The sequence below is a fragment of the Streptomyces sp. NPDC001709 genome, assembly GCF_053596375.1.
In genome coordinates this window covers 14,845-34,325 of the sequence record NZ_JBSFGB010000029.1, presented here as the reverse complement: position 1 = coordinate 34,325, position 19,481 = coordinate 14,845, and the positions used below count along the sequence as shown (strand labels likewise).

The following is a 19,481-nucleotide window of genomic DNA, read 5'->3' as shown; positions in this document are numbered from 1 at the left end:
CTGCACAAGTCTTAAGCGTCGATATGGACACGGGTTCGAGGAGCGGTCACAGTGCAACGCTGGCGTGGCTTGGAGGACATCCCCCAGGACTGGGGGCGCAGCGTCGTCACCATCGGTTCCTACGACGGCGTCCACCGCGGCCACCAGCTGATCATCAAGCACGCCGTCGACCGCGCGCGCGAGCTGGGCGTCCCGGCCGTCGTGGTCACCTTCGACCCGCACCCCAGCGAGGTCGTCCGCCCCGGCAGCCACCCGCCGCTGCTCGCCCCGCACCACCGCCGCGCCGAGCTGATGGCGGACCTGGGCGTGGACGCGGTCCTCATCCTTCCCTTCACCAAAGAGTTCTCGAAGCTCTCGCCCGCCGATTTCGTGGTGAAGGTCCTGGTGGACAAGCTGCACGCGAAGGCGGTCGTGGAGGGCCCGAACTTCCGCTTCGGCCACAAGGCCGCCGGCAACGTCGAGTTCCTCGCCGAGCAGGGCAAGGTCTACGACTTCGAGGTCGAGGTCGTCGACCTGTACGTCACCGGCGAGGCGGGCGGCGGCCGGCCGTTCTCCTCGACGCTGACCCGCCACCTGGTCGCCGAGGGCGACGTCGAGGGCGCCCGCGAGATCCTGGGCCGCCCGCACCGCGTGGAGGGCGTGGTCGTCCGCGGCGCCCAGCGCGGCCGCGAACTGGGCTTCCCGACGGCCAACGTCGAGACGCTCCCGCACACCGCCATCCCCGCCGACGGTGTCTACGCCGGCTATCTGCACGTCGAGGGCGAGGCCATGCCGGCCGCGATCTCCGTGGGCACGAACCCGCAGTTCGACGGTACCGAGCGCACGGTGGAGGCGTACGCCATCGACCGCGTCGGCCTCGACCTGTACGGCCTGCACGTCGGCGTCGACTTCCTCGCCTACGTGCGCGGCCAGGCGAAGTTCGACTCGCTGGAGGCCCTGCTGGAGCAGATGGCCGTGGATGTGAAGCGGTGCCGGGAGATCGTGGCGGCGGAGGGGTAGGCCTTCGGCGGTTCTACGACACGAAAGGGCGGCCGGTGCGATGAGCACCGGCCGCCCTTTTGGTCACTGCTGCGGCGGCGGGGCCTGCGGCGGCTGCTGCCCCTGCGGGGGCTGGGGGTAGCCGTACGGCTGGCCGGGCTGCGGTTGCGATTGCGGCTGCGGCTGCGGCTGCGCAAGGTGTGCCGGGGGCTGCGGCGGCCCGGTGTACAGCTCCTGGCCGGGGGCGGGGGCCTGTGGGGCCTGCGGGGCCTGCGGGGCCTGTGCGTACGGCTGGTTCTGCTGGGGCGGGTAGGGCTGGTTCGGGACCTGCGGCGGATAGGGCTGACCCGGCATCGGCTGCTGTCCGGGCATGGGCTGACCGGGCATGGGCTGACCAGGCATCGGTTGTCCGGGCATCGGCTGGCCCGGCATCGGCTGGCCCGGCATCGGCGGGGCGGCCACCGGCGGCGGGTTGCCGTCGCTGGTCCACAGCCCGTGCGACTGCTGGTGCCGTACGAAGTCCTCGGCGATCAGCGCGGCGAGGTTGAAGTACGCCTCGCGCGTCTTGGGCCGCATCATGTCGAGGTCGACCTCGGCACCGGCGGCCAGATGCTCGTCGAAGGGCACGACCACGACCCCGCGGGTGCGCGTCTCGAAGTGCGCCACGATGTCCTCGACCTTGATCATCTTGCCGGTCTCGCGGACCCCCGAGATCACGGTGAGGGACCGGGAGACCAGGTCGGCGTACCCGTGCGCGGACAGCCAGTCCAGCGTCGTACTGGCGCTGCTCGCACCGTCCACGGACGGCGTGGAGATGATGATCAGCTGGTCGGCGAGGTCCAGCACGCCGCGCATGGCGCTGTACAGCAGGCCCGTACCGGAGTCGGTCAGGATGACCGGGTACTGCCGGCCGAGGACGTCGATCGCGCGCCGGTAGTCCTCGTCGTTGAACGTGGTCGAGACGGCCGGGTCCACGTCGTTGGCGATGATCTCCAGACCGGAGGGCGCCTGTGAGGTGAACCGCCGGATGTCCATGTACGAGTTCAGGTACGGGATCGCCTGGACGAGGTCGCGGATGGTGGCACCCGTCTCCCGGCGCACGCGCCGCCCGAGCGTGCCGGCGTCCGGGTTCGCGTCGATCGCGAGGATCTTGTCCTGCCGCTCCGTGGCGAGGGTGGAGCCGAGCGCGGTGGTGGTAGTGGTCTTCCCCACGCCACCCTTGAGGCTGATGACCGCGATCCGGTAGCAGGACAGCACCGGCGTGCGGATCAGCTCCAGCTTGCGCTGCCGCTCGGCCTCCTCCTTCTTACCGCCGATCTTGAAGCGGCTTGATGCCGCGGTGGGCCGCCCGCTCTTCGCCTTCTGCTTCTTGTTGTTGAGCAGCCGGTCCGCGGACAACTCCACGGCGGCGGTGTAACCGAGCGGCGCGGCACCGGGGTTGGTCGGCTGCCGCTGGTCGTGCTGGATGGGCTGCGGCCAGGCGGCACCGGACCGCGGATCGACCGGGGCGTGCGGGGCCTGTGGTGCCTGCGGGTTCTCGGGCGCGGGCGCGCCGTCCGGCCCCTGTGGGAAGCCGTAACCGCCGGGTTGGGGCTGGGCGTTGGGGTTCGGCTGGGGTGCGGGCGGTTGCGGGAAGCCGTATCCGGTGGGGGCGGGCGGGGTGGGACCGTTGGGGTTGGGCTGCGGCGCGGGCGGCTGGGGGAATCCGTAACCGCCGGGCTGGGGCTGGATGTTGGGGTTCGGCTGGGGTGCGGGCGGTTGCGGGAAGCCGTAACCGCCGGGCGGGACCTGCGCCTGAGCCTGGGCGTTGGGGTTCGGCTGAGGTGCCGGTGGCTGCGGGAAGCCATGACCGCCCGCCGCCGCGGGTCCCGCCGGGTTCGGCTGCGGTCCCGGGCCGGCCGTCGGCGCCGGAGGCTGTCCGGCCGTGTTCGGCTGGCCCGGCTGCGGTGCGCTGGGCACGCCGGGCTGGTTGGTCTGGTTCGGCTGGTTCCAGGCGGCGGGCGCGGGCTGCGGGGCCTGCGGCTGGAACGGCGGCTGCTGGCCGGGCACGCCACCGGGCCCCTGCGCGGCCGTCGGCTGCGGCTGACCCGGCTGCGGCTGACCCGGCATCGGACCGGGCTGCTGGGGCGCGGGCGGCTGCCCGGGCCACTGGGCCGCCGGAGCGGGCGCCGCGGGCTGGTACGAGGGCGGCAGCGGGGGCACCCCGCTCTGCGGCGCGGGCGGCGGCGTCCAGGCGGGCTGGGCGTCCTGCGGCGCGGGCGGTACGGGAGCCTGGGGCGCGCCGGTCTGCGCGGTGCCGTCCGGCTGCGTGCCGTTCTCCGGCGTGCCCGGCTGAGGCGTGCCGTCCTGGGCGATGCCGTTCTGGGCGGTCGCATCCGTGGCCACGGCGTCTTGCGCCACGGCGTCCATGGGCTCCACGGCGTCCTTGGGTTCCACGGCGTCCTTGGGCTCCACGGCGGCGGACGTGGTGTCGTCGGCGGAACCCTCCAGAGCACCGGCGGTGTCCCCGGCCTCAGCACCGGCGTCACCGCCTGCCAGGGCCGTGTGCTCGCCCTCGCTCTCGTCCTCGTGCTCGTGCTCGCGCTCGTCCTCGCTCTGGCCCTCATCCCCGTCGGCCCCAGCGGCCTCGGGCGCCTGAGCGGCGTCGGCCTCGCGGCCGGGACCGTCCTGCGCGGCGACTTCGTCTCCGGTCTCCTCGGCCGTCCTTTCCTCGGCGACCTCGGTGGAACCCTGCGGCGCGGACTCCTCGGACGTGTCGCCCTCGGCACCCGCGGAGCCGGTGGCCTCCCCGTCGGCCGTGGCCGTACTCGAAGCCTCCGCGGAGCCCTCGTCGCCGGACCCGATCTGCTGCGCCGCCGCGGCCGCGCGCTCGGCGATCTCGGCCATCTCGCGCTTCAACGCCACGGCGGAGAAGCGCATGGTGGCGCCGCTCTCCAGGTCCCCGTTGTCGGTCTCCGGCTCGACGGCGGGGGCAGGGGCGGGGGCGGCGGGAGCTACGGCCTCCGGCTGTGCCTGCGGGGCAGGCTGCGGCTGCTGCAGCTCGAAGCCGTTCGGCAACTGCGGCATCGGGACGGGATTCCCGACGGGCGGCGCGGGCGGCGTGGGTGCGGTGTACGGGGCGCCCTGGTCCGGCGAAGGCGGGGCGTATGGAGCGCCTGGAGCGCCCTGGGCGGGCGACGGCGGGGCGTAAGGGGCGCCCTGGGCGGGCGGGGGCGGGGCGTAGGGCGCGCCGTGTGCCGGCGGGGGCGGCGGAGGCGCCGGAGCCGACGAAGGCGCACCGGACGGGCCCTGCGCGTTCTGTGCGTTCTGCGTGTACCAGGCGGGCGGCGCGTAGTCGATGGTGAACTCGCCCGTCATCTCGATGGCGGACTCCGCGTCGGTCTGGTCGTCGTCGGGTGTGTCCCAGCCCCCGCGGATCCCGTCCCGATCGCTGTTCACAGTTCCTCCTGGTGTGGTCGAACACCCTCATGCCGTGCCGGGGCGACCATGTCGTGTCGTTCCGAGTCGTCCGTAGTCATTCGGGGCAGTCCGAGCCGACGGTCCTCCCCCTGGGACACCGATCGCCCGGTCACGGGTCGTGCCATCGCGCCCGCTCCCAGCCTAATCACCACGGGCCGTCCCCCGGCAGGCCCGTCCGCCTCCGGGCGCACATCCACCGGGTCACCGCACACCCTGAACGGCCCTGTTTGCCGCGTTGCTTGCCGGATGGATTGGGGAGGAATGGGCGGACAACGGGCGAACGGGAACGCGGACACCGTGAACAAAACGGACAGGAAGGGCAGTTCAGTCCATCCGGCGAGGTGTGCCCAACAATCCGATCTCGGCGTCGGTGGGTTGGGTCATCACGTACTGCCGGTCACGGTCCGTGCACCACAGGGTGACCCCGTCGGGCAGCGTCGGCAGCGACTCCACCTCGGTACGTGTCAGTCCCATGGTGCGCCCCAGTTCGGCGGCCTCGTCCGGCGAGACCCGCTGGATACCGGCGAGCCGCGCCTGACGCAGCAGCCGGGGTGCGACGGGACTGAGATACGGCAACAGGGTCAGCACCGACTGCCAGGGCCCGGACACCACGCGCCCCCGGGGCGGCCGCATACCGCAGTCCCGCACCACCAGCACCGGCGTACCGGCTGAGGCACCCTGCGGAGGCACTCGGCCGACCTCGAACACGGACAGTCCGTTCTGCCCGCCGCCCATGGCATGCACCATCTGTATCCAGGCCTGCGGCCGGCCGGTTTCCACCGCGACACGGGCGCCCGTGGCCGCCGAGCGCAGCGCCAGCACCTGCGCCGTCCACAGACCGCCGATCAGCACGACGTCGTACGGAGTCGGCCGGTTGATGCCCAGCACCGCCGGCTGGCCCTCGGCGTCGACACCGGCCACCACGCCGTCGTCCCCGATGGGCAGGGCGAGCGCGTCCAGTTGCTGCTCGGGCAGTCCGTGTCGCCCGTGCCGGGGCCCGATCAGACCCAGCCCGTGCCGCAGCAGCTCGACCGCCCGGCGCGGACCGGACGCCGCCGGTGCGTCCGTGCCCGGCATCGAGGACACCGTCGGAATCGTCGTCACCGCGCACCTCCGAGGGGCAGTGTGGCCAGCATGCCGGGCAGTTGTTCCCGGTCGAGGCGGGTCAGGCCGGCCCCTGCCTGCCGGGCGGCGCTCTCCAGCGCGCGCCGCGCCGACACGAGTTCGTCGTCGCTGCGCCCGGTCACCCGCAGATGCGCGGACAGGGTCACTTCCTGCCGCTCGCCGTGTGTAAGTGTGAGGCTGAACGTGGTCGCGAGGGCCGGTATCGCGGTGACCCGGGCGACGAAGTGCGGCAGCGACTTGCCCCGGCCGCCACCCAGTTGGGGCCAGCGCCTGACCCAGTACGTCGTGTGCCGCCGGTTGTCGCAGCGCCAGCTGCGCCCGGACTCCTCCGTGCGCCGCTCCCGGGTCTCGCTGCGCCCCGCCTCGGCGGTGACCAGCGGGTTGGCGCAGGCCGAGGTGGCGAGCGCGGCGACCAGCTCCTCCTCGTCGAGCACGCGCGCCCGGAACCCGGCGCCCGTCAGCCGGCTCGCGAGGTGGTCCGCCGCCCGTACGACACACTTCTGCGCCCCGAGCAGCCCGCCCCCGCGCGCGGCCACGGCCTCCGCGCACACCTCGGGGTCGAGCTTCAGGGCGATCCAGGTGATGCGCACCGCCGGTGCGCCCGTCTGCTCCTGCAGCGGAAGGTAGTTGGACACCGCGACGGACTGCTGGGGCAGGTGCAGCGCGGGCGCCGGCTGGGTGTGCAGCACGATCTGGGCCGATTCCAGCCGGATCCCGTCCACTTCCAGCGCGTCCCGCACCAGAGCGACCGGCAGCGGCTGCCGACTCCGCTCGGCCCGCAGCGCGGTCGCGTCGGCCTCCACCTGGAGCACGGCGGTGACGAAGGTGCCGTCCCCGACTATGCCGACGGGGCTCCGGTCGCGCGGCGCGTAGGAGTACGTGCGCAGACTGGGCTCGCACTCAAGTGCGGGCACCAGCGCCGGCTCGGTGCCCGGCGGTATCGACGTACTCGCGGCCCGCCGCTGGCGCGCCTTCAACGCGCGTGCCGTGGCGAGCCATTCGGGCAACGACCGCCCCCGGCGCCGGACGAACGCCAACACGATCAGCAACAGCGCGACGACCGATGCGGGCACCAGGGCCACGGGGCCGATGACCCAGCCGACGACGACCGCCGCCACGGCGAGTTCCGGCAGTACAAGCCGTTGCAGGCGGAATGAACCGGACTGCATCGGACGGACAGCCGAGCGTCCCGTGTCCGGGACCTGCCCTTCCCGGGGCGGCGTCGGCAGCTGTCCCGCCGGTTCCGGACCGGCCGCCGCAGGGCTGGGTGTCCGCTCCTGTCCGCGAGTACGGGACCGCGTCCCCGAAGCCCTCAATTCATCCCCCCGTTTTCCTCACACTTCGTTGGAATTCCGCCCCCGAGCACGGCCTTTGAGAGCCCGGGTACCCTACCCGTTCCACGGGGCCGATCAGACACCAGGCATAGTAGGGGCTCGGTCCGACAACGGAGGAACGGAGACAGTGGTCTCCGGCCGTCATCCGGGCGGCACACGGGGAGAAACAGGGCAGATGGCATCTCGGCGGGATCAACTCAACGCCTACACCTTTGCGAAGCAGCGCATGCTCGCGGCGTTCGTCCAGCCATCCTCGGACGGCTCGGAGGAAGGAGCTCCCAAGCCCTTGCGGGCGATCCTGCCCAGCACCATCGTCGGAGTGGTCGTCATGGCCGCGTTCGGCGCCTGGGGCATGTTCCGGCCGACCGCGCCACAAGGCTGGGACACTCCAGGCGAAAAGGTGATCATCGCCAGCAAGTCCACCACCCGGTACGTCGTCCTCACCACGAACGGCAAGACCGAGCTGCACCCGGTGCTCAACATGGCGTCGGCGAAACTCCTCCTCGCGGACGGCAAGGGCGAAGTCGTCACCGTCGACGAGTCGATCCTGGACAACGGCAAGATCCCGCACGGCGTGACCATCGGCATCCCGTACGCCCCCGACCGCCTGCCCTCCAGCGAGGAGGCGAGTGCCAAGAAGCGCTGGGCCGTCTGCGAGCGCCCGAGCGGGAGTGGCACAGCCATCCAGAAGGCGGCCTTCGTCCTCACCTCCCGCGACATGAGCAAGACCGAGGGGCGCCACGAGAAGCTCAGCGGCGGCGAGCTCCTGTACGTGGCCGACCCGAAGGGGAAGCGCTACATCGTGGACGCCCAAGGCACCGCGTACGAGGTCGACAAGAACGACGAGTTGCTGCTGCGTACCCTCGTCGGCGCGGGCCGGCAGCCCGAGCGGGTGTCGCGGGAGTGGCTCGAAACCCTTCACACGGGTGATCCGATCGGGTTCCCGAAGGTCGAGGGAAGCGTGGGCGCGCCCGGCGGCGTCCAGGGCGGCCTGCCGGACAAGGCGAACCGGGTGGGCATGGTTCTCCGGGCCCCCAACGGCGACCACGAGCAGTACTACGTCGTCGAACAGGGAAAGGTCCTGCCCGTCTCGGACTTCACCGCGAAGCTGCTCCTCAACAGCAAGGACCTGGTCCGTCTCGGCCAGGCCGGAAAGGCACTCGACGTCAGCGCGGGTGCCTTCGAGCCCGACGCGACCGCCTTCGCGGCCGACCACAAGTGGCCGAGCCTCACCCCTGAGGTCGTCAACGACCCGGGCCTCTCAGGGGGCAGCCGCAACACCATCTGCAACGTCCTGCGCGACGTCGACAAGGACGACGGCACGCGGACCACGCTGAGCACCTGGGCGGGCACGGACTTCCCCGCCGCGCTCCCCACCGGGTCGTCGAGTGCGTACGTGACCCCCGGCTCGGGCCAGCTCTACCGCCAGTACCAGGGCACGAACACCAAGGTCGGCGGGCTGTTCCTCGTCACCGACACCGGCCTGCGCTACGCGATGCAGTCCAACGCAGACAGCGACACGGACGGCACCGAGTTCGGCATGACGGCGAAGCAACGCAAGGAGCTGCGGCAGGAGGCCCAACTCGCCCAGATCCGCCTCGGATACTCCGATGTGGACCCCGCTCCCGTACCGGCGGCCTGGTCCCTGTTCCTGCCGACGGGACCGCGCCTGTCGACCACGGCGGCCAGCCAGCCGCAGGGTTCGTAGGAGGGCCGGGTGTCGTACGCTCCGTCGTCCTCGCGTCTGCTCCGTACCGCGGCGACCGCGGTCGCCGCGCTGTGCACCGCCACCGTCGCTCTCGCGCCGCCCGCCGCTGCCGACTCCTTCAGCGACCAGTGCACCTTCCCGAACAAGAAGTACCCCGGCACACCCTGGGCCCTTCAGCGCGTCAACCTCGACGAACTGTGGAGCCAGTCCAAGGGCAAGGGGGTGAGGGTGGCCGTCATCGACACGGGTGTCGACACGGCCAACCCGCAGCTCCGCCAGGCGGTTGACGGGTCCCTGGGCACGAACCTCCTGCCCCCCAAGGACGGCAAGGGCAAGCCGGTCGACGGCGCCAAGTCCAAGCCCACGACCGACACGGTGGGCCACGGCACGCGCGTGGCCGGCATCATCGCCGCCCGGCCCATGAAGAGCACCGGCTTCGTCGGCCTCGCCCCCGAGGCCACCATCGTCCCGATCAAGCAGAACGACGCCGAGGGCCACGGCACGTCCAAGTCCCTCGCCCGGGCGATCCAGCACGCGATCCAGGTCAAGGCGCAGGTCATCAACATCTCCCAGGACACCGCGAACGCCGTGGCACCGGGCGACGACCTGCACAACGCGATCAACGAGGCGCTGGACCACAAGATCGTCGTGGTCGCCTCGGCGGGTAACGACGGCCTCGACGGCAACGTCAAGCTCACCTACCCCGCTTCCTACCCCGGTGTCCTGGCGGTCGCCGCGTCGGACCGCAACAACGAGCGCGCGCCCTTCTCCCAGTCCGGCGATTTCGTGGGCGTTGCCGCCCCGGGCGTCGACATGATCTCGACGGTCCCCAAGGGCGGCCACTGTTCCGACAACGGCACGAGCTTCTCCGCGCCGTACGTGGCCGGCGTGGCCGCCCTCATCAAGGCCAAGCACCCCGACTGGACACCCCGCGAGGTCGTGGCCCAGATCGAACAGACGGCAGAACGCTCGGTCGCCGGCCACGACCGCCTGGTCGGCTGGGGCGTCGTCGACCCCGTCCGGGCCCTGACGGAGGACGACCGTCCCATCGAGCGGCCCGAGCCGCACGAGGGCCTCAGCCGGGCCGAGGCTCCGACCCCGGCCCGACTGGAACTCGGTGAAACGGCGGACGAACGCAACGCCCGCCTGGCGACGTATGTCTGCGTGGGCGCGGCCGTACTGGTGGCCGCCCTCGGCGGGGCGGCGGTGGCGATCCGCGACGCGCGCAGGAAGGCGGGGAGCGGTGGGCTGGGCGAGACCGCAGCCGTGAATGATGCGTGAAGAACCCATTGGCAGTAGCAGAGTTGTCACACAAGCCAGTTGGGGGTGTCAGATCCGTTGACTAGAGTGACTGCATTGCGAAAACGAATGCTCGAGGAGCGCACTTGCCACGGGCAGGGGACAGGAACGGGGGAGACGCGACGTGCTGCCTGACGGGGGCGGAAGCGATCTGAGGCGCGGTCTGGAGGCGCTGAAGGCCTTCAAAACTCGGGTGGACAACCTTCTCGACACGTTCGAGCGTTCGCCGGGCGATCCCAAGAAGGTGGCGATGCACACGCTCTCCCCCGCCTCGTTCTGCGGCAAGGGCGAGTTCGCCGAGGCCACTGATCTCCACAGCCAGTACCACACCGTCCACGAGCGCATCAGGTCGCTCTCCCAGACGCTGAAGCTGCAGATCGAGGCGATGCAGATCGCCGTGCACGGCGCGGACATCGGCTACGACAAGCTCGAGGACGATCTGCGGCGTCGCTTCCACGAGATCCGGACCCAGGTCAACGAACAGATCGACGAGCAGGACGCCGAGGCGCAGACGAGCACCCAGCAGAAGCGCACCGACCAGAAGCAGGCCAAGACGAGGTACTGATGGGCGACCACCACGTTCAGCCGGATCGCTACCAACTGGAACGCGAGCTGGCCCAGACGGAGATCCACGACGCGGACTCACAGTGCGTCCCCCACCACGGGCGTACCAATTTCGAGAAGCACCAGCTCAACGACATGATCGACATGGTGGAGTCCGCGAACCCGGAGCACCTGGAGGACGCGGGCAAGGCCCTCTGGGACGCCCGGGACGCGATCAATGCCGCCGCCGACGAACTGAGTGCTCACATAGGCCGGATCGACTGGCACGGCGAGGCGGCCAACGCGTTCCACAAGTGGGCCTCCGGCCTCGTCACCAACGCCTACACCCTCGCGGTCTACGTGGAGAACGCAGGCTCGCACGTCACCGCGGCCAGCACCGGACTCGCCTCCGTACGCAAGTCCATGCCGCCCCGCGACACACGGCTCATGCCCAAGAGCGTCGATGACTTCCCGATGGTTACCCAGGTCGCCGGCAACAAGGACTACCAGGCGGCCCTGACGGTCGAGGGGCACCGCCAAGAGGCGATCAACCAGATGAACCGGTTGGCGTCGTACTACACGGTGACCGGGGAGTCGTTGCGGGACGGGCAGGCGCCTACGTTCGGGAAGATGCCGGAGATGGGGGTGCCGCAGGCCGCCGGCGGGCAGCGGGACAGTGGAGGTCAGGTGCCTGTCTCACACGCTCAGGGAGCAGTTGGCGTTGCCGGAACGACGAGCCATCACTCTTTCTCCGCACCGGCCGGGCCTGACACGGCAGAGACTCCCGACTCCGGGAAGAAGCTGCACGACGTCGTCGCGGTTCAGGATCGGCACCCCGGTCCCTCTCAGCCCGTGGGTACGGACATCGACAGCGTCAACACGCTGCCGCCGGACACCACGAGGCCGACGACCCCTGTCACACCGCCGACTGCACCGGCGCCCAGCGGAGTCGGCGGCGGACCGATTCCTCCCGTCCCCACCGTCCCCATGCCCCCGACCGTGGGCTTGCCCATGGGGCGCGGCGGAGTGGGCGGGTCCCGAGGCCCGGTCGTGGCGCCACCGCGTATGGCTCCTCCTGCTGGTGGTTCATCCCGGGGCGGTGGCGGCACAGGACGCGGCCCTGTCGGCCCCGTGGAAGAGCCCGCGGGCCAGGCGGGAGCGCGTGGTCCTGTGTCACCGGTCGGCAAGACGCCCGTGGGCCAAGCGCCCTTGGGAGAGGCGCCCGTGGGCAGGGCGCCCGTGGGTCAGGCCCCGGTCGGCCGTAGTGTCGTCGGCGGAACGCCGAGGACCATCGGCGTGCCCCCCGAGCGCATGGGCGGTACGGGTCAGACCGGAGCAGCGCGCACCAGCGGTGTCGTCGGCGGGAGGCCGACCACGCCGCCTGCACAGGCCGTGAACGGCTCCAAGGTGCCGCGTGGCACGGTCGTCGGCGGCGAGACTGCTTCCCGCAACCCGCGCGTCATTGAGCGGCCCGGGCAGCGTGGGGTGATCAGGATGCCCGAGCAGGAAAGCGGCGACGGACAGGCGTCGCGCAAGCCTGTCATGCCTACTGGCGGTGTGGTCGGGACGTCCGACGGCAAGGCATCGACGGCGAGTAGCCGCGTTCGCGCCTCCGGTGAGAACGTCCCCAACCGCGCCTCCGCGGTCAAGCGAGGCTCCGCACGGGACGGCGGCAGGAAGCCGTCGCGCCGGCAGCAGGCGCCGGAGACCGAGTAAAGACAGATGAAGCGAGGACGTACGAGAGGCATGTTGTCAGCGAGCACGAGACGAGTGACCGCCGTATGCGCAGCACTCGGCGCACTGATGGCTCTGCCGGTGGGCCTGGCCCCCGGCGCGGCGGCCGCCGACGTCCAGTCACAGCAGTGGTACCTGTCGGCCATGAAGGCCGCCGAAATGTGGAAGGTGAGCACGGGTAAGGGCGTCAAGGTCGCGGTCGTTGACACGGGCGTCAATCCGTCGACCCCGTCCCTCAGGGGGCAGGTGCTGGCCGCCGAAGTACCGAAATCCGCCGCCTACGGGGCCACGAAGGACTTCAATGGCCACGGCACCACGATGGCCGAAATCATCGCCGGTACGGGTGCCGGCGGAGGACTGAAAGGCCTGGCCCCAGGCGCCAAAGTCGTGCCCTATCGTGTCGCCCTTCGCGGGCTCTCGCTATCTGAGGAGAACAAGGCTCCTCGTGTGGGAGCGGTGATCAAGGCCATCGCCGACAGTGACGCGAAGATCATCAACATGTCCTTCGGGGACGACATCAGCTATGACGACGAAGAGGCAGCTATCAAGTACGCGGCTTCCAAGGGCAAGTTGATGTTCGCTGCGGAAGGGAACGACGCCAAAACGAAGAACAACGCCGGATACCCGGTGTCGTATCCCTATGTCGTCGGCGTCTCTGCCTCCGACAAGACCGGTACGGTGGGCAAGTTCTCGACCCACGGGCGCTACGTCGATCTCGCCGCCCCCGGTGTCGACGTGCCCGCATGGTGTGACGCGACCTTCCATTCTTACTGCGTCCACGGGAACGGAACCAGTATGGCCTCCGCCGTAGCCTCCGCCTCCGCCGCCCTGATCTGGTCCGCCCACCCCAACTGGACCGCCGATCAGGTGCTCCGCTCGCTGATCGACACCGCCGGCCGGGACTGGCCCAAGGACACGCCCAGCAACTACCTCGGCTACGGCCTCCTCCGCCCCCGCATGGTGCTGGAGAACCCGAACTACAACCCGGGCCCTGCGAACGTCGATCCGCTCGCCAAGGAGAACTCGGTCGGCAACAACGGGGCTTCGCCCTCCGCCTCCTCGCCGCCCGCCAAGTCCTCCTCGGGCGGCCAGACTTCGGCGACCGGAGCAACCTCGAAGTCGTCCGGCGGTGCCCTGCCCTGGGTGGCCGTCGGCGCGGTCGCCGCGCTCGTGGTGATCGGCGGCGCAGCCTTCGCCGTCATCCGGTCACGACGACGCGCCTGACGGCTCACAGAAAAGGCGCCACCACCCGGTGACGCCCAGTCAAGACGAAGTACAGCTCTCACGAAGGGGAGTGCCGAAATGGCTGATGGCCGCAAGTTTCAAGACGATCACGCACAAAAGCTCCAGACGAACGTCATCGACCGGTACGAGTCCGTCAAGAAGCAGCTCGGCAGGCTCCAGGGCACGATCGACATGATCGAGGCCAACTGGACGGGCCACGGTGCCAACGCGTTCAAGGGCAAGCAGCACGAGATCAACCAGCACATGGCCGCCATCGGGCGCATGCTCGAGGACTTCCTCGAGGGCGTCCGCCTCAACAAGAGCGACAAGACCAAGCTCGAGGACGAACTCCACTCGACGATCTCCAAGATCGAGGTGGACGCCGGCGCGGGCACCTCGGCGCTGAACCTGTACTGACGGGCCCCAAGGGAAGAGGAAGACATGACCGGCACACCGCATTACCAGGATCTGTCCGTCAAGTACGGCGCCCTGGACGCGCTCGCCACTGAGCTCGGCAACGTGGCCAAGCAGCTCGAGGACGACCTGACCGCTCTGAAGAAGGGCGTCCTCGACGTGGCCGAAGGCTGGAGCGGTGAGGCGTACGACGCCTTCCAGCGCAAGTCGAAGAAGTGGGACGAGCACGCCACTGGCATCCACCAGGCGCTGCTCTCCATCACGCACCGCGTGCACGCAGCCGGCGGTGACTACCGCGGTGGCGACCTCAAGGGCGCCAGCTACTTCGAGTGAGGCACGCGTAGCAGAGACAGCGGGGGTGGGCACGCGCGGGAGGCGCCCACCCCCGTTTTGCACCTTGGCGACCAGCGGGGGCGCGGGATCTTCGGGGTTGGGTGGCGGCCAGAAGGATCTCGTGTCCTCTCCGGCCCGGAATCGAGCCGCGGCCGCGACGATCGAGAAGGAGGATCGAGTTCCGGCTGCCCGAGGGCTGGCTCCCCGCCCGTCCCGACGGGATCGGTGACCCCGGAGTGGCCTTCTCGGCCGTCGTCGGGGAAGCGCGCCGCGACCTCGTCCAGTCCCAGGTGTACCTTTCCCTGGTGGACGTCGAGGACCCGCACAAGCGCGCGCTGACCAGACTGGCCCTGACTGCCACCGCAGCGCAGCACGACGCCGTTCTGCAGGACTTCCAGGAGTTCGTCCGCACCGTTCGTCCGGACACCGGGGCCGTGGCACGATGATGGGCTTTCTTCGGAACAGTTGGGCCCGTTACCGGGATCGGCGAACCGGCTGCCCTACTATGGCGACGCACTCTCCGCCAATAAGGTGGAGCGGACCATGAAGACCCGCATGCGCTTCGTCCCTGCCGAGCGTGAGGTACATGTCCTCGACGAGGTACGGGACGTCGCCTTGGTCGGCAACCCCCCGCGGCGAGGTTTGTCGCGCCAGTGGAGCCGTGGTCCGTACGTCCAGCGACAGTGGACGTACGAGCGTGGCCCGGACGGCCGTCGGCGCAAGGTGATCCAGTTCGACTCGCGGAACATGCGGGATCCCTTGCGGAACACGGTTCTCGACGCTGGATGGACCTGGCGCGGAGTGTTCAAGCTGTGACCGGACGCTGCTGAGCCGGCAGCGCGGGATCCTGCCACGGCTCGATCGACACCGCCCGGAGCTTCTCCAGCACCCTGGTGGCAAGCCTGAGCTCGCGCCAAGTGTGGCCCGCCACCGGCGGTGGGCGGCCCTGAGGCGCCGGCCTTTGCCGCCCATTCCATGCGGCGGCGGCGATAAGGCAAGGGCGGGAGCCGGACACACGCGTCCGGCTCCCGCCCCGTCAGCCGCTGCGGCCGCTGAGCGCCTGCGCCTCACTCAGTAATCGACGCTGACCAACCCCGTCTGCACCAGCATCTTCCCCCGCCTACGCGAGACGAAGACGCCCCGCCCCGCCGGCATCGGCCGTGGCCGCACCCCGGCGAGGAGGTCCCCTTCGCTCGGGTCACCGGCCAGCACCACGCCTTGCGCGCCCAGCTCCGTCATCCGCTGCATGAACGGCTCGAAAGAGGCCCGTCCCGCCCCGGCCGTCGACCGCGCGATGATGAACCGCACGCCGACATCACGGGCGAACGGCAGCAGCTCGGCGAGACCGCCCAACGGGTTGCCGCTGGATGTCGACACCAGGTCGTAGTCGTCGACGACCACGTACACCGTCGGACCCTGCCACCAGCTCCGCTCCCGCAGCTGCTGGGCCGTGACGTCGGCAGTGGGCGTGCGCCGCTTCATCAGGTCGGCGAGGGCCACCATGTGGTGGTCCATGGCGTTGGACATGGGGATGTACTCGGCCAGGTGTGAGGCAGGGGTCACGTCCAGCAGGGAGCGCCGGTTGTCGACCACGAAGAACTTCGCCTCGTCGCCCGCATAGCGCTGCGTCAGCTGTGCGATGAGCAGCCGCAGCAGGTTCGACTTGCCCGACTCGCTCTCGCCGAAGACCAGGAAGAAGGGGTCCTGTTCGAAGTCGACGAAGACGGGTTCGAGGTTTTCCTCGTCGAGGGCGAAGGCGATGCCGTGCTGGGGGAGGTGGTCGCCCGGGGGCAGCTGCTCCGCGGGGAGCTCCCGGGGCAGGAGCCGCACCTGCGGTGCCCCGGGAGCTTGCCAGTGCCGGGAGACCTCGGCCGCCAGGGCTGCCGTCGCGTCGGCCAGGTCCGTGTCGGACGTCAGGCCGTCAATTCTCGGCACCGCCGCCATGAAGTGCAGCTTCTGCGGCGACACACCGCGCCCCGGCACCCCCGCCGGAACGTTCGCCGCCACCTTGCGGTCGATCTCGGAGTCCATGGTGTCGCCGAGCCGCAGTTCGAGGCGGTTCATCAGGTGGTCCTTGAGGTTTGCCCGGACCTCCATCGAGCGTGATGCCGTAAGGATCAGGTGGATGCCGTAGCCGAGGCCGCGTGAGGCGATCTCGAGGATGGCCGGTTCCAGGCTCTCGTAGTCCGAACGGAAGTTGCCCCAGCCGTCGATCACCAGGAACACGTCGCCCCACGGCTGGTCGGTGACCGAGATGTCGCCGCGTGCCCGACGGGCGCGGAAGTCCGCGATCGAGGCGATGCCCGACGACCGGAAGTACTCCTCCCGGCGCCGCAGTACGCCGTACACCTCCGACACCGTACGCCGTACCCGCTCCGGGTCCAGCCGGGAGGCGACACCGCCGACGTGCGGCAGGCCGGCCACCGCCACCATGGAGCCGCCACCGAAGTCCAGTCCGTAGAACTGCACCTCGTACGGGGTGTGTGTCAGCGCGAAGGAGCAGATCAGCGACCTCAGCAGGGTGGACTTACCGGACTGCGGGCCGCCGAGGATCTGCAGATGGCCCGCGGCCCCGGAGAAGTCGAGCCACAGGGGCTCACGGCGCTGTTCGTACGGCTTGTCGACCAGGCCCGCGGGGACGACGAGGCGTCCTGCGCCCTCGTATCCGGGCTGCGTGAGTCCCCGTTCCGGCACGGCCGTGAGCTTGGGCAGCAGCCCGTCCAGCGAAGGAGGGCTGTCCAGCGGCGGCAGCCACACCCGGTGCGCGGCGGGCCCCTGTGCCTCCAGCCGGCGCACGATCACGTCGAGCACCGTGTCCGCGAGGGCGTCGTCGACCTGTGACGTCGGCTCCGTCCGCTGCTGCGGCGCCGGTGCGTACTGCACGGGCACCTCCCTGGCCGTGAACAGCACCGGGCGCCGGTCGACGGGCAGCGACCCCCCGTCCGAGGTGGCCTGCCTGTTCCCGGAGCGGTACACGCCGGAGACGTACGCCGCCTTGAAGCGCACCATCTCGTCCGTGCCGAACTTCAGGAAGCCGGATCCCGGGACGTTGGGGAGTTCATAGGCGTCGGGGACCCCGAGTGCCGCACGGGACTCGGCCGCGGAGAAGGTGCGCAGGCCGATCCGGTACGACAGGTACGTCTCCAGGCCGCGCAGGCGGCCCTCCTCCAGACGCTGCGAGGCCAGCAGCAGGTGCACGCCCAGCGAACGGCCGATACGGCCGATCTGCACGAACATCTCGATGAAGTCCGGCTTCGCGGTCAGCAGCTCGCTGAACTCGTCGATGACCAGGACGAGGGACGGGATCGGCTGGAGCGGGGCGCCGGCCGCGCGGGCCTTCTCGTAGTCATGGATGTTGGCGTAGTTGCCCGCGTCGCGCAGCATCTCCTGACGGCGGTTCAGCTCGCCGCGGATCGAGTCGCCCATGCGGTCGACCAGGGTGAGGTCGTCGGCCAGGTTGGTGATGACCGCCGCCACGTGCGGCATCTGCGCCATGCCGGCGAACGTCGCACCGCCCTTGAAGTCGGCGAGGACGAAGTTCAGCGTCTCGGAGGAATGGGTCACCGCCAGCCCGAGCACGAGCGTGCGCAGCAGTTCCGACTTGCCGGAGCCGGTGGCTCCCACGCACAGGCCGTGCGGGCCCATGCCCTCCTGCGCGGCCTCCTTGAGGTCCAGCATCACGGGACGGCCGTCCACGCCGACACCGATCGGCACCCGCAACCGCTCGGCCAGCCCGCGCGGCCGCCAGGTGCGCTGGGGGTCGACGGACGCCGCGTCCCCGAGGTTCAGCAGGTCGGTGAACTCCAGGTTGGCGAGCAGGGGTTCGTCGTCGTCACCGCCGGAGGCGAGGCGCAGCGGGGCCAGCTGCCGGGCCAGGGCCTCGGCGGACTCGTAGGACAGGGCGTCCGGCGTGCCCTCGTAGACCTCACCGCCCGCCGACTCCAGACGCAGCGTGGTGGGCCGTACGACGACCGCGAGGTCGCCGCGTGCGGCGGTGGGTTCACCGGGCACCACCTCGATGACGGTGACGCCCTGCAGCCCTTCGAGGTTGGCCAGCACGGAGTCCGGCGGCAGGGAGACACCGTCGAGGACGACGACGATGTGGGGCTCGTCCAGGAGCGGCGCGGCACCCGGGTGGAATCGCGGCCGGCCGGAGAGGCGAGCGGCCAGCAGGCTTTCCAGATCGCGGGCGTCAGGGCTGATCAGCCGGCGGACGCCCGCTCCGTCCACGGCGCCGGCCGCCTGGGCGTGTGGCAGCCACTTGGCCCACTCCCACTGCGGGAGCGTGTCGGGTCCGGCCGCCACGGCGAGGACCAGATCCTGCGGAGAGTGCAGCGCGGCCAGCGAGCCGGTCAGGGCACGGACACAGGAGCGCACGGATTCGCCGTCACCGCTGACGGTGACGTGGTAGAAGGCGCGCAGCGACACGGCCATCGGCAGGTCGTTGAGGGTGCCGTGGACGTCGAGGAAACGCTGCACGGCCCCCGCCGTGAGCGGTTCCAGCCGGCCGGCCGGGCCGGTCTCGGGGGCGACGAGCGGCGTGGCCAGCTCCTGGGCCCCCAGCCCGATGCGCACCTGGGCGAAGTCCTCGTCGCCCGGCCTGCGTTCCCACACCCGGCTGCCCTCGGCGACCAGCGCCCACAGCTGGTCGGGTGAGGGGTGCAGGTAGTACTGCGCGTCGCGCTGTGCCTTCGCGGTGTCCACCGCCGCGCGCCGGGTCTGTGACAGATACCGCATGTAGTCGCGCCGCACGTCGGCGAGTTGCCCCTGGGAACCCCGCCGGAAGCGGACCACCATGGCGATGGACATGGCGACTGTGGAGGCGATCATCACCATGCCCATGATCTTCATGAACGGCTGTCCGTTCGTGAAGAAGAAGACCACCGAGCCACCCATGCCGAGCGTCGGCAGCAACTGCATGAGGACGCTCTCCTGCGGCCCCCGGGGCAATTCCGGGGGAGGTTGGAGAACGACCTCTTCTGTGGGCACTTCGGACGGCAGCGCCCGAGGCGGGCGCTTCACGACGATGTGACTCACTGCTCCCCAATTCCTTTGCCGGGCCGCAAGAATGAGGTCCGCCCCCCGTTGATGGACGGACGCAGGCCGCCGCGTGATCCTACTGACTCCATGTGTGACCGGTGCGCGGTAGGGTGCCGGGTGTTCGCTCGAGCACACGCGAACACACCCCGCGAACCGGGGTATTCCGTGCGAGGCGTCACCGCACGCCGCCCCTGGCGGAGCCCGGTGGCGCCCTTCGCGTCACCCTCCGGCGGTCCCGGCCGGGGAAAGACGCAGGATTCTCACATCACGGGCGCAGAACCATCACTGAG

At 70.6% G+C, this 19,481-nt stretch carries 14 protein-coding genes; 10 read left to right on the top strand and 4 right to left on the bottom strand.

The window, feature by feature from the left end:
* The first annotated feature begins 51 nt into the window (after positions 1-51).
* The gene (locus tag ACWC0C_RS33780; protein WP_449201217.1) at positions 52-999 is read left to right on the top strand and encodes a bifunctional riboflavin kinase/FAD synthetase; all 948 of its coding nucleotides are present in this window, start codon (positions 52-54) and stop codon (positions 997-999) included.
* A gap of 63 nt (positions 1,000-1,062) precedes the next feature.
* Here ACWC0C_RS33780 and ACWC0C_RS33775 read toward each other — a convergent pair whose 3' ends face one another.
* The 3 genes from ACWC0C_RS33775 to eccE all read right to left on the bottom strand — a co-directional run bounded on the left by ACWC0C_RS33775 (position 1,063) and on the right by eccE (position 6,731).
* Positions 1,063-4,416: an SCO5717 family growth-regulating ATPase gene (locus tag ACWC0C_RS33775; protein ID WP_450867929.1), complete on the bottom strand. Its 3,354-nt coding sequence runs from the start codon at positions 4,414-4,416 to the stop codon at positions 1,063-1,065.
* Positions 4,417-4,761: 345 nt separating this feature from the next.
* A complete protein-coding gene (locus tag ACWC0C_RS33770) occupies positions 4,762-5,514 on the bottom strand; it encodes a hypothetical protein (protein WP_449201241.1) in 753 nt (250 codons plus the stop codon).
* Between the two features lie 23 nt (positions 5,515-5,537).
* The gene (gene eccE, locus ACWC0C_RS33765; protein ID WP_450867927.1) at positions 5,538-6,731 is read right to left on the bottom strand and encodes a type VII secretion protein EccE; all 1,194 of its coding nucleotides are present in this window, start codon (positions 6,729-6,731) and stop codon (positions 5,538-5,540) included.
* Between the two features lie 340 nt (positions 6,732-7,071).
* Between eccE and eccB the strand changes: the two genes are divergently transcribed.
* From eccB to ACWC0C_RS33720, 9 genes are all read left to right on the top strand, one after another.
* Positions 7,072-8,604 carry a type VII secretion protein EccB gene (gene eccB, locus ACWC0C_RS33760; protein ID WP_450867926.1) on the top strand — a complete coding sequence of 511 codons (1,533 nt, stop codon included), beginning with the start codon at positions 7,072-7,074 and terminating at the stop codon, positions 8,602-8,604.
* Positions 8,605-8,613: 9 nt separating this feature from the next.
* Positions 8,614-9,885, top strand: a complete 1,272-nt coding sequence (gene mycP, locus ACWC0C_RS33755) for a type VII secretion-associated serine protease mycosin (protein ID WP_449201221.1) — start codon at positions 8,614-8,616, stop codon at positions 9,883-9,885.
* A gap of 142 nt (positions 9,886-10,027) precedes the next feature.
* The gene (locus ACWC0C_RS33750) at positions 10,028-10,468 is read left to right on the top strand and encodes a hypothetical protein (RefSeq protein ID WP_449201222.1); all 441 of its coding nucleotides are present in this window, start codon (positions 10,028-10,030) and stop codon (positions 10,466-10,468) included.
* Positions 10,468-12,162, top strand: a complete 1,695-nt coding sequence (locus tag ACWC0C_RS33745) for a WXG100 family type VII secretion target (RefSeq protein ID WP_450867924.1) — start codon at positions 10,468-10,470, stop codon at positions 12,160-12,162. Before ACWC0C_RS33750 ends, ACWC0C_RS33745 begins: the two co-directional genes overlap by 1 nt.
* Positions 12,163-12,249: 87 nt before the next feature.
* Positions 12,250-13,404: a S8 family serine peptidase gene (locus ACWC0C_RS33740; RefSeq protein ID WP_450868004.1), complete on the top strand. Its 1,155-nt coding sequence runs from the start codon at positions 12,250-12,252 to the stop codon at positions 13,402-13,404.
* A gap of 78 nt (positions 13,405-13,482) precedes the next feature.
* Positions 13,483-13,821 (top strand): WXG100 family type VII secretion target, encoded by a 339-nt coding sequence (locus ACWC0C_RS33735; protein WP_228623109.1) that lies wholly within the window; start codon positions 13,483-13,485, stop codon positions 13,819-13,821.
* Between the two features lie 24 nt (positions 13,822-13,845).
* Positions 13,846-14,151, top strand: a complete 306-nt coding sequence (locus tag ACWC0C_RS33730; RefSeq protein WP_449201225.1) for a WXG100 family type VII secretion target — start codon at positions 13,846-13,848, stop codon at positions 14,149-14,151.
* A 236-nt stretch (positions 14,152-14,387) separates the two neighbouring features.
* Entirely contained in the window at positions 14,388-14,597 is a 210-nt protein-coding gene (locus ACWC0C_RS33725) for a hypothetical protein (protein ID WP_450867921.1), read from the top strand.
* A gap of 97 nt (positions 14,598-14,694) precedes the next feature.
* The gene (locus ACWC0C_RS33720; RefSeq protein WP_450867919.1) at positions 14,695-14,967 is read left to right on the top strand and encodes a hypothetical protein; all 273 of its coding nucleotides are present in this window, start codon (positions 14,695-14,697) and stop codon (positions 14,965-14,967) included.
* A 255-nt stretch (positions 14,968-15,222) separates the two neighbouring features.
* On the opposite strand, the gene eccCa is transcribed toward ACWC0C_RS33720, so the two are convergent.
* Positions 15,223-19,188: a type VII secretion protein EccCa gene (gene eccCa / locus ACWC0C_RS33715; RefSeq protein WP_450867918.1), complete on the bottom strand. Its 3,966-nt coding sequence runs from the start codon at positions 19,186-19,188 to the stop codon at positions 15,223-15,225.
* Positions 19,189-19,481: the final 293 nt, after the last annotated feature.